The organism is Priestia sp. HNGD-A6 (genome assembly GCF_045784335.1).
GTDB lineage: Bacteria > Bacillota > Bacilli > Bacillales > Bacillaceae_H > Priestia > Priestia zanthoxyli.
The window spans coordinates 4,929,181-4,943,788 of record NZ_CP138621.1; the positions used below are offsets into that span (position 1 = coordinate 4,929,181).

At 38.3% G+C, this 14,608-nt stretch carries 16 protein-coding genes; 8 read left to right on the plus strand and 8 right to left on the minus strand.

Translation table 11 applies throughout. The features are described 5' to 3' along the window. Positions 1-177 precede the first annotated feature (177 nt). Positions 178-1,236 (plus strand): iron ABC transporter permease, encoded by a 1,059-nt coding sequence (locus SCI76_RS25640; RefSeq protein WP_168760968.1) that lies wholly within the window; start codon positions 178-180, stop codon positions 1,234-1,236. Continuing rightward, on the plus strand, positions 1,233-2,516 hold the full coding sequence (locus SCI76_RS25645) for an ABC transporter ATP-binding protein (RefSeq protein WP_033579427.1): 1,284 nt from the start codon (positions 1,233-1,235) through the stop codon (positions 2,514-2,516). The genes SCI76_RS25640 and SCI76_RS25645 overlap by 4 nt, the downstream gene beginning before the upstream one ends. Positions 2,517-2,533: 17 nt before the next feature. On the opposite strand, the gene SCI76_RS25650 is transcribed toward SCI76_RS25645, so the two are convergent. From SCI76_RS25650 to SCI76_RS25680, 7 genes are all read right to left on the minus strand, one after another. Further along, the gene (locus SCI76_RS25650; protein WP_028412843.1) at positions 2,534-3,352 is read right to left on the minus strand and encodes a hypothetical protein; all 819 of its coding nucleotides are present in this window, start codon (positions 3,350-3,352) and stop codon (positions 2,534-2,536) included. Between the two features lie 44 nt (positions 3,353-3,396). Further along, positions 3,397-3,822, minus strand: coding sequence for an Hsp20/alpha crystallin family protein (locus SCI76_RS25655; RefSeq protein WP_048019033.1), 426 nt, complete (start codon positions 3,820-3,822; stop codon positions 3,397-3,399). An 89-nt stretch (positions 3,823-3,911) separates the two neighbouring features. After that, positions 3,912-4,415: an Hsp20/alpha crystallin family protein gene (locus SCI76_RS25660; protein ID WP_028412845.1), complete on the minus strand. Its 504-nt coding sequence runs from the start codon at positions 4,413-4,415 to the stop codon at positions 3,912-3,914. Positions 4,416-4,466: 51 nt separating this feature from the next. Further along, the gene (locus SCI76_RS25665; RefSeq protein WP_013057626.1) at positions 4,467-4,709 is read right to left on the minus strand and encodes a spore germination protein; all 243 of its coding nucleotides are present in this window, start codon (positions 4,707-4,709) and stop codon (positions 4,467-4,469) included. 107 nt (positions 4,710-4,816) lie between these two features. After that, positions 4,817-5,059 (minus strand): spore germination protein, encoded by a 243-nt coding sequence (locus SCI76_RS25670; protein WP_013057625.1) that lies wholly within the window; start codon positions 5,057-5,059, stop codon positions 4,817-4,819. A gap of 143 nt (positions 5,060-5,202) precedes the next feature. After that, the gene (locus SCI76_RS25675; RefSeq protein ID WP_275211004.1) at positions 5,203-5,982 is read right to left on the minus strand and encodes an STAS domain-containing protein; all 780 of its coding nucleotides are present in this window, start codon (positions 5,980-5,982) and stop codon (positions 5,203-5,205) included. 182 nt (positions 5,983-6,164) lie between these two features. Continuing rightward, entirely contained in the window at positions 6,165-7,370 is a 1,206-nt protein-coding gene (locus SCI76_RS25680; RefSeq protein ID WP_407544710.1) for a TcaA 3rd/4th domain-containing protein, read from the minus strand. 198 nt (positions 7,371-7,568) lie between these two features. Between SCI76_RS25680 and SCI76_RS25685 the strand changes: the two genes are divergently transcribed. The 3 genes from SCI76_RS25685 to SCI76_RS25695 all read left to right on the plus strand — a co-directional run bounded on the left by SCI76_RS25685 (position 7,569) and on the right by SCI76_RS25695 (position 10,307). Continuing rightward, positions 7,569-8,714 carry an acyl-CoA dehydrogenase family protein gene (locus SCI76_RS25685; protein ID WP_048019036.1) on the plus strand — a complete coding sequence of 382 codons (1,146 nt, stop codon included), beginning with the start codon at positions 7,569-7,571 and terminating at the stop codon, positions 8,712-8,714. 90 nt (positions 8,715-8,804) lie between these two features. Continuing rightward, entirely contained in the window at positions 8,805-9,359 is a 555-nt protein-coding gene (locus tag SCI76_RS25690; protein WP_168760966.1) for a GrpB family protein, read from the plus strand. A gap of 15 nt (positions 9,360-9,374) precedes the next feature. After that, the gene (locus SCI76_RS25695) at positions 9,375-10,307 is read left to right on the plus strand and encodes an alpha/beta hydrolase (protein WP_034266790.1); all 933 of its coding nucleotides are present in this window, start codon (positions 9,375-9,377) and stop codon (positions 10,305-10,307) included. Positions 10,308-10,462: 155 nt separating this feature from the next. Here SCI76_RS25695 and SCI76_RS25700 read toward each other — a convergent pair whose 3' ends face one another. After that, complete coding sequence (locus SCI76_RS25700; protein ID WP_080743170.1) at positions 10,463-10,615, minus strand: YflJ family protein; 153 nt, start codon at positions 10,613-10,615, stop codon at positions 10,463-10,465. 149 nt (positions 10,616-10,764) lie between these two features. On the opposite strand from SCI76_RS25700, the gene SCI76_RS25705 reads away from it, so the two are divergent. From SCI76_RS25705 to SCI76_RS25715, 3 genes are all read left to right on the plus strand, one after another. Beyond that, positions 10,765-11,628: an alpha/beta fold hydrolase gene (locus SCI76_RS25705; RefSeq protein ID WP_407544713.1), complete on the plus strand. Its 864-nt coding sequence runs from the start codon at positions 10,765-10,767 to the stop codon at positions 11,626-11,628. 434 nt (positions 11,629-12,062) lie between these two features. After that, entirely contained in the window at positions 12,063-13,406 is a 1,344-nt protein-coding gene (locus SCI76_RS25710) for a hypothetical protein (RefSeq protein WP_033579419.1), read from the plus strand. 106 nt (positions 13,407-13,512) lie between these two features. Then, positions 13,513-14,475, plus strand: a complete 963-nt coding sequence (locus SCI76_RS25715) for a sortase domain-bontaining protein (RefSeq protein ID WP_407544716.1) — start codon at positions 13,513-13,515, stop codon at positions 14,473-14,475. Positions 14,476-14,608 lie beyond the last annotated feature (133 nt).

The following is a 14,608-nucleotide window of genomic DNA, read 5'->3' on the forward strand; positions in this document are numbered from 1 at the left end:
CCGAGAACTTTAGTACGCTATTCTACGTTGCCTAGTTCAACAGTCTAGCACTCGTAACAAATAAAAGATGATTGTTTCCAATACTATGTAGGATGGAAACATGGTTTATGGACAGGAAAATGAATGGTTAATGTAATGTAAAACATCACGCCTCGTTTCCTAGAGGAGCTGAAAGTATTGATTTTTAAACGTATTTTTTTAAACAAAGCATCTATTTTATACATAGTCAGTTTATTTATTGTATGTACTTCGGTGATTATGGGAGTATTTATTGGTACAGTTTCGTTAACCGTAGGAGATACAATCAAAATTATTATTGGCCACCTTACCGGACTATCCTTATATCACGGTCCGGAAAACATGGATTTAATCATTTGGCAAATTCGTTTTCCAAGAGTACTGGTGGCATTTTTAGTAGGAGCTTCGCTTTCAATAGCAGGAGCTGCCTTTCAAGGGCTATTAAGAAACTCTCTTGCAGATCCTTACACGATCGGAGTTTCCTCAGGTGCAACCCTTGGCTCTGTCATGGCAATTTATTTTCACTGGAGTATTTTTGGTTTGTCTATCTTCACGCTGCCTGTAGTCGGCATCGTATCTGGTTTTATTACTCTTCTTTTAGTTTTTGGTATTACGAAACTCGCAAGCGGCAATTTGGCCAATGAAACTATCATCTTAGCGGGGATTATTTTATCATCCTTTATGAGCGCGCTTATTTCATTAATTGTAGCTCTTTCTCCTGAAGAAGATGTAAGGCAGGTTTTATACTGGCTAATGGGAAGCGTATCAATGAGAGGATGGTCGCATATTCAAATTTTAGGGCCGTTCTTTTTAGTCGGTACGATTATGCTGCTGTTACATGTGAAAGAGCTGAACGGCTTAGCATTTGGCGATCAATCCGCTCAATTTATGGGGATAGACGTAAAGAAGAAAAAAAGAATGATTTTAATAGGTGCATCCGTATTAACCGGGGCTGCGGTATCAGTATCTGGGGCAATTGGATTTGTTGGCTTAGTTATTCCCCACTTAGTGCGTCTCGTAGCGGGAGCTAATCATAAGCATGTACTGCCGCTTTCTATTTTAATCGGAGGAAGTTATTTGGTTTTAGCCGATTTATTAGCAAGAACGATATTAGAACCTCGTGAACTGCCGATTGGAGTCGTAACCGCCTTAATTGGTTCGCCAATTTTTACGCTGCTGCTTGTAAAAGAACGTATGCGGAAAAGAGGAATATCATGATTGAACTATATAATGTGACGGGAGGATACGATAAACAGAAACCGACCGTTCGTGACATCACGTTCACCGTAGACAAAGGTTCTTTTGTTGCTTTACTAGGACCAAATGGAAGCGGAAAAACAACGCTTATTCGCTTAATTATGAATGTATTAACCACTCAATCAGGAGAAGTGAAGGTAGAAGGGAAGTCAGTGAAGGCTTATTCACCAAAACAACTGGCGCAAAAAGTTGCAGTCATGACGCAAGAAAATCAAATTGGATTAGAATTTACGGTTCAAGAAATTGTTTCACTTGGACGCTATCCTTATCAGGCAAAAGGTTTGTTTAGCACTGTATCAGCACAGGATGAAGAAGTGGTAGAAAGCGTGATGAAATTAACAAACGTCTGGCACTATCGAAATCATACCTTTCAATCGCTGAGCGGTGGAGAAAAACAGCGGGTTTTACTTGCTAAAGCACTGGCGCAAGAACCTGACTACTTACTTCTTGATGAACCAACGAATCACTTAGATGTAAAACATACGATGGAACTGCTTCAGCTGTTAAAAACGTTACAGCAGGAAATGAGCTTGACGGTTCTGGCCATTTTGCATGATCTCAACATTGCCTCGCTGTTTGCAGATAATGCCGTATTATTGAAAGATGGAAGAGTAGAAGAAACGGGGATGGATGCCATTTTTCAGGATGCAGCTACGTTAAAAAGAGTATATGGCGTTGATTTGCATGTATTTCACCATCCCGCTGTGAACAAGCGGCAAATTGCTTTTGTGCCGCCGTATCAATATCCAGAGACGGACTTCCATGAGTTGTATCAGTTGCAAAAGGAACCGGGCAAGCTATGTTTATCCTTTGCTCGTCCTTTGAGAACTCTTTCACTGGGTTCCAATGAAACAGGTCTAGACTGGTGTCAAGAAATTGTTCAACAGCAAAGCAGTTCTAACACGGCGTGGAAATCTGCGTCTTTATCTAGTCATGAAGTTCGCTTAAAAGACGATAAAGGTTACTCGTGGCTGACTGTACTGACACATGGACAAAAAGAGAATGAAATGAATATTGTTCTACTAACAAATACACCGCTTTCGGACGCGAACTTACTTCATGCTGCGATGAAGGTAATTGAATACCGGGCTTTCTTAGGAAAAACAGGCCGTATTGTTGTAGCATCATCTCATCATAAAGAAGAAAATCAAGAAGAAATTTCAGCGTTCTTAATGGAACGCCTACAGAAAGAATTACAACTATTTATGGAAACAAAAATGACCGACAATTGCTTTAAATAAGCAGTAGCGGTCATTTTTTATTCTTCGGAGTGATCAGGCTTTTCTGTTTCACCTCCTGAACTCATCGTTGTCTCAGTTGTATGTTCATCAATCTTTTTTTCTTTTAGCTTAACAGAGAATAAGTCTTTGACTTCTTCATCCACTTGATCAGAGTCAGCGCTGTAAGTTGTACCAATGTTTAAGTGGCCGGTCAAATCTTTAATTCCTAGCTGGCCAAAATTATTACTAAGGTCAATTTTGTCTAACAATACTTTTTCCACCATAATTTTTTCAACAACAATGGACTGCTTTGGCTGAGTTACTTCATCAATCTTTTTGTCAAGAGTTTTCACCATCTCATATAAAGCTGTATTGGACGATTCTTCCTTTAACGCAGAGAGCTGATTTTGAATGTCTTCGAAATTAGGAGCTGACTGCATAGCCGAAAGTAAATGAGCTGTTTGCTCGTGCAGTTGAGACAATGATTGAATAAGATGAGCTGATTCATGTAATTGCTGATGAAGCTCTTCTATTTTAGGAATCGCGTCGGTTAAACGCGTCACTTGATCAATAATTCCCTGCAGATTCAGCGCTGAATCTGACGAATGAACAGGTTTTGTGAATTCAACTTCATCAGATGTCTTAGGCTCCGTTTGGCTCGGCAACTTCTTTGGCTGCTGAGGGGGTTTCTTTAGATTAGACTGTTTTTTAGTTTTCATCTTCTCGGGTAATTCTTTCCGCTTTTGATTAGAGCTTTGGTCTATGGGACTTACTTTTTTTTTGGTTGGAAGGGAAGACGGATTTATTTTGCGGACTGTTTCAATTTTAGGCGATTGTTTAAACCACTTAGAAAACATGAAATTCCCTGCCTTTCATGCTACGTATAGTTCTGCACAATAAATTACAAATCAAATTTCACGTGCAATAGACCATCTTTAAATGATGCGTGACACGGCGCTTCCCCCACAGCAGGTGGAAGGATGATTGATCGTTGAAACGTTCCTTCACGTCTTTCTTTGTGAAGAACATTTGCATCCTTCATCGTTAAAAGAGATGAACCGGATATGTGTAAAGTATTTTCATGCATGGTCAATTCGACGTCTGTTCGTTTAGCACCGGGTATTTCAATCACAACTAACAGTTGATTTGCCCATTCGTATACATCAATTAAAGGATAATCTCGATACTCATTTACAATTTGAGGAGAAGCATCTGCTTCCGTATCATTCTTTTCTTCAGGATCATCGTCAAAAATCTTTTCCCAAAATTTTGTATGGTTTTCTTCTTGTAACGTTTCTGCCCACTTTTTAAACTTTCCATCATTCATATTTGTCACCTTCTTTAAAAAAATAAAACAAGGCCTTTTGCCGCTTTCTATTTTATATGTATGCATGAAAACAGAAAAAAACGTCCACTTTAATCTAAATCGTGGACGTCTATTTGAGACATAGGAATATTAACATGTTTAGGCATCCGGATTTCCAACACCCCGGAACGATATACGGCGCGTGTACCTTTTTTGCGAACCGAACAAGGAAGCTGAATTTCTTCTTTGAAGGATTCTTCTCCATCTATTCCTTCAATCGTACACACGTATGGAGTATGATAGACTTTAATGCTTGATACAATATCGCGGTTAGGAATTTTTAACTGAACAATGCATTCGTCTAATGTATTAATGACGTTTGAATCAAATCTTCTTAGCTGTTGTCCATGACCTTCATTTCCCACATCCTGCTGTTCTTTCATCATGTCTTGGGCCTGCTTAAAGAATTCATTTCCTTGCATAAAATCCGGAAAAGAATGGGACATCGTAGAAGAAATCATTTGCTGAATATATTTATTCATGTCTTTAGATGCCATTCCTTTTGGGATATTTTCCATCATTCCTTTAAACGGAGACTTTCCAAATGGAAACATATTTACACACCTCCTTGTAATGTGCCAAGTAAAACGACAAAATCGTTAAATCTAAATTTGATTTCCAATTGGAGCTGAAGGGTTTGCAATTTGATCTTGATCGCTTACGTCAGGATCTAACACGCCCGTATTCATTTGAGAGCAAGTAGGAGAGAAGTTACCTAAAGAGAAATTTGCGCCGTTAAACTTTGAGTTCGCCGTGTGACTGTTTTGAATGGTGGAACCGAAATCAATATTTGCGTTTTGTGTGACACCGTTTGTTACGATATTAAAAACGTTAATTTGAAGAGGCATAAAGAGACTCCTTACTGTTTTTATTCATTCTACTCCAACGGCCTATTGCGTTCAGAGAGAATGTATTCACCGTTTGTCGTCATGCTGTTGACAAGCATTGCCCTATATCACTGCTGATAACCATTGACATGATCAACGTTTGCAATATCTGTTTGGTCATTTGTATCAGGATCGATATAAATGTTTCGCATTTTCGAGGAAGCAGGTGAGACATCGCCATAAGAAGAGTTCGTACCAGTGGATTTTGAATGAGCCGTGTGACTGTTATGGAGTGCTTCGCCAATGTTGACAGAACCGTTGCTTGAGATACTGTTGATCTTTAAATTATAAATGTTAATAACACTTGGCATACGCTCTCACCCTTTTCTATGGTTGATTAATGTATCCTATGATGATAAGTGCCTAAACGTTCACAATTCCTCATAACTAAAATCGCCTTTTCCGATTGAAGGAAAAAGCGATTGAGAGAGGATTACTTAATGATATGATGGGCTTATGAAATGGGTGCAATACGACAATTCTTTTTTTCTAAAATGTAAGAGATGCTTTGTTGGACAGTGGAAAATGTTCGCCAATTAAACTGAGAATCTACAAGCGACAGAGCCATTTTTGAAGAAAGACCAACAATAAGGCAAGTCGTACCAATCAAACGCAAAGCATCGTGGAGCGTGTTAATATAATAACCGTGTTCTTCATCTAATGAATGAAGGGAAGATAAATCAATAAGCAAATAGCGCGCCTGTTCTTTTACAACTGCCTCCAATACCGTTTCAGTTAGCTTCTTTCCACGTTCTATATCCATCTTACCGGTAATGGGCACAGCTAAAACCTCGTCCCATATCTTTAATAAAGGAGTGGACAAATCCTCAATTAACCGTTCTTTTTCAAGCTCTGCTTCGGCTTGATCTGTAAAGTCTAATAGCATAAGCAAGTAGCCATAGCGCTCGTCGTCTTTTGTATCAATGGGGTGAATCACAGCTTCTGCTACGTATTGACTGCCAATCGTTATACGCGTTCTGTAGGTTGTATGAAGAGAGGTGAGTAAATTTTCCGCTTCTTTAGAATTGGAATGAAAGAAGTCCATATGCTTTCCAATTAACTCTTCGATATGAGATAACTGGTAGATTGGGAGTACTGGCTGAAGTGTTTCAATTGCTCTTGCATTCATCCACTGCACACGATAGTCTTGATCTGCAATGATCATGGTTTCTTGAATATTTTCTAAAATCAAATGTCCATTAAGCTTTTGTGGAAGTCGTCCAATTCCATTCATTCTCCATCTCTCCTTATGCGTGTAGTAAGTTTATGTACATCTACTTTATATTTTACAGTGAAAAGAATGAAGAAGGCTATAAAAAATTTATTAACGTATGTAGGGATCATGGTATGTAAAAAAACGTAGGAGTAAGCACTCGCTTCAATCAAAAAACTCCCCTGGGTAAAGGGGAGTTCACTTTATTCATATGATTTAATAAAATCAACGTTATATTTTTCAACGCTTGATAAGTAGGAGTCTCTAAATGATGAATCAGGCGTATACCATGACTTTTCATAAAAATAGGCTTGAAGATCTTTCGATTTAAATACATACCCATGCCGCGCATAGATTTCATTTCGAGCTAGCCTTCGTTCACTCGAGCTCAAACTGCTAATATCACTATAGCTTAATTTGTAAGAATCCGAATCCGGAAGAATATAAGAGCTTGAAGTAGCATAAGAGCGCGGCCCAGGCACGATTACTTCTCGTTCTTTTATGACGGTTTTTTCCTTTTCAACGGGCGGCGTTTGTATATTTAATATAATACTTTCATCATTTTGAATGGTGTAAGGACTGCTTTTGAACGTGGTGCCGCCTTTTTGCACTTCTGCATGAACAGTGACGCTTCCATCCGTGGCAACAGGCCCTATTTGTGATGAGCTATTCACCTGCAGTCCCGTGCTTTTTCCATTTACGAATAAAACAGCGTCATCTCTATTCGATGAGATTGTAACGTAAGCCCCTTTAAATACCACAGATATATTTTCTTCTTTTTGTCGGTGAAAATTTACAGTGGTTTGGTCTGTAAGTGTTCCATAAGAGCTTTCATAAAAAGCCGTAAGCGGGTAATTTCCAATCATAAAAGGCCCTATTTTTTGCGTTTGATTCTTGGATATCGATTGTTTTGTATCATTGACTATAACCGTTGCATCCTCTGGCGTGGTGAGGGAGATATAATATGATGACGGTACAACCACGTACTGTTTTTTGAAGAGTAGTGAATGTTTCTGTTCTTTTATTGTAAAGTAGATGCTCGATTTATTTTTTAAATCATTTTCAACATCTCGTAAAATAGAACCATCGGAAGTTGCGTCTAACAGAGCTTGAATAGATGTGTCATTAATAACTATAGTAGACTGCGAAGAGTCTACTAACTCTCTTAACACAGCTGTATCTTTCGATTCTAATGCCTCAATAAAGCGGTCAGCCGTCTTTTCTTCTGAGCCAGAGAAAAAGAAATAAAATACAAAAGTTAAAAGAAGTATAAGCGCAATACCCCCGCCAATATACCAGCTCTTTTTATGCTTGGCTGCAGCTGGCGACACGGTGAAAGAAAAGCCGCAGTTATTGCAAAATAATTGATCTGTGCTTGCACTGGCACCGCATTTTGGACATTGATTCATTCACACCATTCCCTTCTTTTTATTCCATTAAATGTATGGAATGTATAGGTAAAACAGACCATTAAATTGGAAAAAGAATAGATTTAACGAGAAAGATAAACACACCAAACATGCACAGAAAAGATGAGGTATGCTATGATAAGAACTATATATTAATCCGATAGGGACACTCTGTCATATAAAAAGGAGATGAAGCAAATGAGTGTTTCATTTGTAAATAAAAATCAAAAGTCTACGTACGAAAAACTGCTACCTCTAGTCGAAAAATTTAAGAAACGAGCTTTTAAAATAGATGAAGAAGGTACGTTTCCGTTTGAAAATATTCAAGAGTTAAAAGAAGCTGGCTATACACGTCTTTCTCTAGAAAGCAACTATGGAGGAGATGAATTACGCCTTTATGATTTTTTATTATTTCAAGAATTAATTGCTCAAGGGGACGCTTCTACGGCTCTTAGTATTGGATGGCATATGGGGATTACAATGGACTTGCGTGAAAAACAGCCTTGGAGTCAGCAAATGCTCGATTTTATTTTTAAAGAAATAGAAAAAGGTGCACTTATTAATACCGCTGCTACTGAACCGAAGACAGGAAGTCCTACTCGAGGAGGCAAACCGGAAACGACAGCTGTAAAAACAAAAGAAGGCTGGCGAATCAATGGCCGAAAAACATTCACTACGATGTCTCCAGTGTTAAATTACTTTTTGGTAAAAGCAAGCATTGAAGGTGAAGAAGAGATCGGCTTATTTTTAATTCCTCGTGAAACAAGCGGACTTTCAATAGAAGAAACATGGGATATGATTGCAATGCGCGGGACAGGAAGTCACGATCTTGTGCTAGAAAATGTCGATATTGAACAAGACTTTCTTGTTGAACGCCTAGGTGGCTTTAAAAAGAATGAGCCAAGCGGCTGGTTGCTTCATATACCAGCTTGCTACATGGGTACAGCCATCGCAGCAAGAGATTATGCTGTCGCATTTGCTACAGAATATTCGCCTAATAGTATTGAAGGAACGATTAGCGAGTTGCCAAATGTGCAGCGTTTAGTCGGAGAGATGGAACTTGAACTCATGCAGGCGCGTCACTTTATGTACAGCGTGGCAAATAAATGGGATGAAACAAGCGACCGAGCAGCATTAGCGGGAGAATTAGCAGCTGTCAAACACGTAGTGACCAATAGTGCCTGTACGGTTGTTGACAAAGCCATGCGCATAGTAGGAGCGCGTAGCTTGCAGCGCAGTAATCCGCTGCAGCGCTATTATAGAGACGTGCGTGCTGGGCTCCACAACCCTCCAATGGATGATATGACGGTTGTTAATTTAGCGAAGCAGGCGTTTGCTAGATAAAACTTAATAACATGTTAAATGATGAAAAACTGCTTATTATAGGCTATTCTATAGTAAGCAGTTTTTTCGTTACAAAAGGAGGAATTGAAGATGAAGTCCGTAAGAGAAATTCAGCTGACACCTCATAATATCTCGTGGGAAAAGGAATTTTCAAAAGAAGCTGCCACCTTAACAACTATAATGTCAGTTCAAGTTTTAGAGGTTCATCATATCGGAAGCACTGCTGTTCCCGGCTTAAGCGCAAAACCGATTATTGATCTACTTATTGAAGTAAAAGATATAAAAAAAGTAGATACATATAATCAGAAGATGGAACAGCTTGGTTACGAAGCGAAAGGTGAAAACGGCATAAAAGGAAGACGATACTTCCAAAAAGGTGGAAATGAAAGAACCCACCACGTTCATATTTATGAAAAAGGCCACCCAGAAATTAATCGGCATATATGGTTTCGAGATTATCTGCGTACTCACCCTGATGCAGCAAAAGAATACGAAACGTTGAAAACAGAACTAGCGCATCGCTATCGCTTTGAACCGGAAAAATATGTGGAAAATAAAACGAATTTTATTCATAAAATAGATGGGCTAGCTTTAAAATGGAGAAAGGGAAGCAGCAATAAGAATAGGAAAGATGATCTTAGATAAAAAGGAGGAACGAGCTTGACTCCAGTTCTAAATCGACAGACAAATACAGGTAAAAAGAAAAAAACAATATGGATCAGCCTGATATCCTTTGTTATTCTTTGTTTTGTACTTTGTACGGCCATTTCTCTTTATGTAGGCATAAGCCTGACAAAACTAGATAAAAATCCTGCTGTGAAAAATCCTAGTGATTACGGCATGCACTATAGCAATCAAGTATTTTTGAGCAAAGACGGAATAACCCATTTAAAAGGATGGATGATTGAACCAACGGAACAGCCAAAAGCGACCATTATTATGTCACATGGATACGGAAATAACCGTGAAGCACAAGGAGCTGGCTTTCTGCCGCTGAGTAAAGAATTTGTAAAAGCGGGATATCGAGTAGTCATGTTTGACTTTAGAGATTCAGGAGACTCAGAAGGAAATCAAACGACGATTGGTGTAAAAGAACAGCTCGATTTATTAGGCGTTATTCAGAAAATGAAAGAAACAAAAAAAGAGCCAATTGTGCTCTACGGCATTTCAATGGGAGCAGCCACTTCTTTATTAGCAGCCTCTCAAGATGACGACGTAAAAGCAGTGGTAGCCGATAGTCCTTTTAGTGATTTAACCTCTTATTTAAAAGAAAATCTATCTGTATGGTCTCATTTACCAAATTTTCCATTTACACCGCTAACCATTGCTATTCTTCCTGTTATTGCAGATGTAAATCCTGCTGAAGCTAGTCCTATTAAAGCAGTCGAGCATATTTACCCTCGACCAATTTTATTTATACACAGCACAGGAGATACAAAAATCCCTTACACTGAAAGTGAAAAAATGGCTAAAACACACCCGGATGCTTTTTCCTTCTGGAAAACTGATAAAGCAGAACACGTTCAAAATTATCATGTATACAAAAAAGAATATGTAAAGCGCGTATTATCTTTTATTGAGCAATCGCTGTAAAAAAAGTGGATGGGACAAAAATATGTTAGACGAAATGTAAAACGAACCATTGATCAAAACTTTTGATTAGTGGTTCGTTTTTTTGTTAAGACAAACGTAGATTTCATTTGTGTAAATCTTTAGATGGGATTCATTTCGTTATGTCTCAACCTCTTTTAGCCGTTGATTTTACCTTGTTCTATAAGCTCAGCATGTAAATTACGAAGAATGTAGGTTTTATAACTTTCTAGCTTTCTTCCATCGATTTTAGAGATATTGGCCGCTTTTAACTGCTGAACAAACCAGCCCTTTGAATAGATATGAGCCATTGTTAATCACTCCTTCAAAAAAATCCACTCTAAATAATTAACTATATTCATAAAAGGAACTAAAAAGAAGTGAACGAAGCAAATGAATTGACGTTCATTTTTTACAGCGTTATACTGCTCTACAGCTACATAAAAGGAGGAAATGAACAATGAGCAAACAGTATATAAACGTAAATGGCGTTAATTTGCACTACATAAGCAAGGGACAAGGAGAGCTTATGCTATTTCTTCATGGGTTTCCTGACTTTTCGCATATTTGGCGACACCAGATAGATGAATTTTCTAATGATTTTCACACAGTTGCTCTGGACTTAAGAGGATATAACTTATCTGAAAAGCCAAGCGGACTAAAATCATACGAGATTGATGTATTAGTAGAAGATATTCGCCAAGTGATTGAAGGCCTAGGATATAGCTCCTGCACGCTAGTTGTACACGACTGGGGAGCAGGAATCGGATGGACATTTGCTTATCGCTACCCGGAATATGTACAAAAATTAATTGCTTTTAACGGTCCGCACCCTTATACATTTATGCGTGAGCTTAGAACAAATAAAAATCAGCAAAAAGCAAGTGAGTATATGAAATGGTTTCAAAAACAAGAAGCACAGGACTATATGGAACGAGACAACTTCTCAGGTTTGCGTAAGCTTGTGATCGACCCAGGTGTAAAAAAAGGATACCTAACAGCTGATGATGTACAAGCATACATGAACTCTTGGGAAAATGGCTCTGTACTGTCCATGCTAAGTTATTACCGCAATTTAAAGATTTTCACGGAAGAAGACCTTCGAAGAAAATCTTTGTTTCCGTTAGAAGAAGAAGTGTTAAACATCCCGGTACAAATTATTTGGGGAAATCAAGATCCTACTTTTATGCCTGAAAACTTAGATGGTATTGAAGAATATGTGCCAAACATATTTGTTCACCGATTAGCTGAAGCATCTCATGCCCCTCAGCATGAAAAGCCTCAAGAAGTAAACAACGTGATGTGGAATTTTTTAAATAAGTAAAGAGAAAAAGAAAGGTTTCCTTTAGAAACCTTTCTTTTTCTTTTGAATTTAAAATAATTTTTAAAAAAGTGATCCAACAGAATAAGGTGATCGTTAGGTAAGTAGAAAAGGAAGGAATTCTTGAAAAAAAGCGGTTAAAAACTTTTTCAAAAAAAGTGATCTAGCTGAACAAAGCGTTCGTTAGATAAGTAGAAAGGGAAGGAATTCTTGATGAAAATGACATCTTAAAAAAGTTTTAAAAAAGTGATCCAAGGTCGTTCGCCAATCGTTTAGTAGATAGAAAGAGAATACTTCCTAAAAAGAGTCATTAAATACGGGAGAACATGAAGGTAAAATATAAAGAATATTCAAAATGTTCAATCTATTTAATGATTTAAGATGTAGTAAGAATGAAAAAAGTAGCGTACATCAACTAAAAATGAGGAGAGTGGAAAATGATGAAATTAAGCAAAAAGTTAATGATCCCTGTACTAGGAGCTTCACTATTGATGCCCACAATTGCAAACGCTGAGGAAGCACAACCAACGGCAGTAACAAAAGCTGCAGATTTACGAGCGAACTTAGACTACTTATTATCTGAACACTTTACGCTTGCCGTTGCCGCTATGACAACAGCCTATGACGGTTCTAAAGACGCTGACGCTGCGTTTAAAGCATTGGACCAAAATGCCGTTGACATGGAGCCTGCTATTGCGTCTGTCTATGGTGATAAAGGAGCAGCTGAATTCGAAAGAATTTTCAGAGAACATAACAATTACACAGATGATTTTGTAAAAGCAACAAAAGAAAATGACAAAGAAGCCATGGCTGAAGTAGATAAAGAAGTAAATCAATTCGTAAATGAATTTGCTAAGTTCTTAAGTACTGCTACGGAAGGCAAACTACCTGAAGATGCAGCAAAAGAAGCGCTTCGCGTACATGAAGACCAAGTAAAAGAAACATTTGAAGATTATGTAGCAGGTGACTACGAAGCGGCCGCTAAAACATACCGCGAAGGATATCAGCAAATGTTTGCCATTAGTAAAGCGTTATCAAATGCAATCGTAACGCAAATGCCTGATAAATTCGACAATACCAAAGTAGATACACCAGCAGCAGATTTACGTTCTTCATTAAACAGCTTAGCAGCAGAACATTTTGCTTTAGCAACAATGGGAATGGAAAAAGGGTTCAACGGTTCAAAAGATTACGACTATGTTAGCTGGTTAGAAAATGCTAACACAGCAGATTTTAAAGCTGCAATCGGTTCAGTATATGGCGATGAAGGGGCTGCACAATTCGAAAAAATTTGGCAAGGAGATCACATCAATGCCCAAGCTGAACTAGTAAGTGCACAAGTAAAAGGCGATGAAGCAGGAGAAAAAGCTGCTAAAGACAAGCTCCATAAATTCGCGCAAGAATTTGGTACATTCTTAGGAACAGCAACAGATGGAAACCTTCCAACTGCAGACGCACAGGCAGCTATAAAAGCACATGAAGATACGGTTATTAAAACATTTGAGCAATATGCATCCGGCGACTACGCTGGAAGTTATGATACGTACCGTGAAGGGTATAAATTAATGTTTGGTGTCGGCCAAGCTTTAGGTGAAGCGATTGTAAAACAAAATCCCGATAAGTTTGCTGAGACAGCTATGCCAACAGATATGCCGAAAACAGGTATGGGCGGGGCATCTGAATCAACGATGAACCCACTAACAGCGATCTATATTGCACTAGGTTCGTTAGCTGTATTAACAGCTGGAGTTATTTTACGCAAGAAACCAGTAAGCAAATAATATTTTTTCTCCTTTTCCTTATGAATTACAAGTCAAGAGTCCTAAAAAAAGAAGAGAGGTTGTTCTCTCTTCTTTTTTATAAACAGCTGTGAAACGAGGTGACGATGTGAAAAAAGCGATTGTTCTCGCCTACTGTATATTAAGTTTGGTCCTGCTTGTTAGCGGCGGACTATATTTTAAAGAACAAATGGTAGAAGCAAAAGAAATGAAGCAACAGAATGCAGCTAAGCAAAAAGAAAAAGAAGCACAATCAAAGGATTTAAAAAGCCGGGTAACGCTTGAAGAGGAATTTGCTGTATTAAAAAAGCATAAAATAGAAGCCAAACAGTTAAACAAAGAATTCAAAGGAATTATTCCTGCAAAAGTGTCCATTCCAGCTATTCATGTGGAGGCTTCAATTGAACAAGTAGGGTTATTAGACAGCGGTGAAATGGCAGCGCCATCTACAGAAAATGGAGTTGCTTGGTTTGAACCAGGAGCTAAACCTGGCGTAAAAGGAAATGCTGTACTAGCAGGACACGTAGACAGTAAAACCGGCCCTGCCGTCTTTTACAATCTAAAAAACTTAAAAAAAGATGATGAAATTACCGTAAGAGATGCACAGGGGACCACGCTTACCTTTGTTGTTAAACGTACAAAAAGCTATCCGCGAGATAAGGCACCTTTAAACGAAATTTTTGGGTACAGCAACAAACGTAATTTAAATCTAATTACGTGTACAGGCACGTTTGACCGTGCAGAAGGAACCCATCAAGAGAGGTTAGTTGTATATACAGAACTAAAAGCTGACCAAGCAAAAGAATTGGAGCGTGAAGCAACTGCACCACAACCTCCCACACATGTAAAGATGAGCGGTAATTTGCTTACGTGGTACGCGGTACGAGAAGGCAATATTATCGGTTACCGAATTTATAAAAAGAACCCAGGCGGAACATTTGTCCATATTGGCAGCGTTTCGGAATTTGAGCGAAAAAGCTTTGCCGACTCCGACGCATCTCAGTCTCGTTATTATGTAACAGCTGTTAACGAGTCAGGAAAAGAGTCTGCCCCATCTAGTATAGCGAAATAACAAAAAGCTCTCTTCAAACGGAGAGCTTTTTGTTATTTTTGATTGTCGATTCAAAAGATATCTTCTGGCTTTCTATTTATCTAAATGCTATTAGTTTTAATAGATAAATAAAAATTCCTTAAAAATAATACTT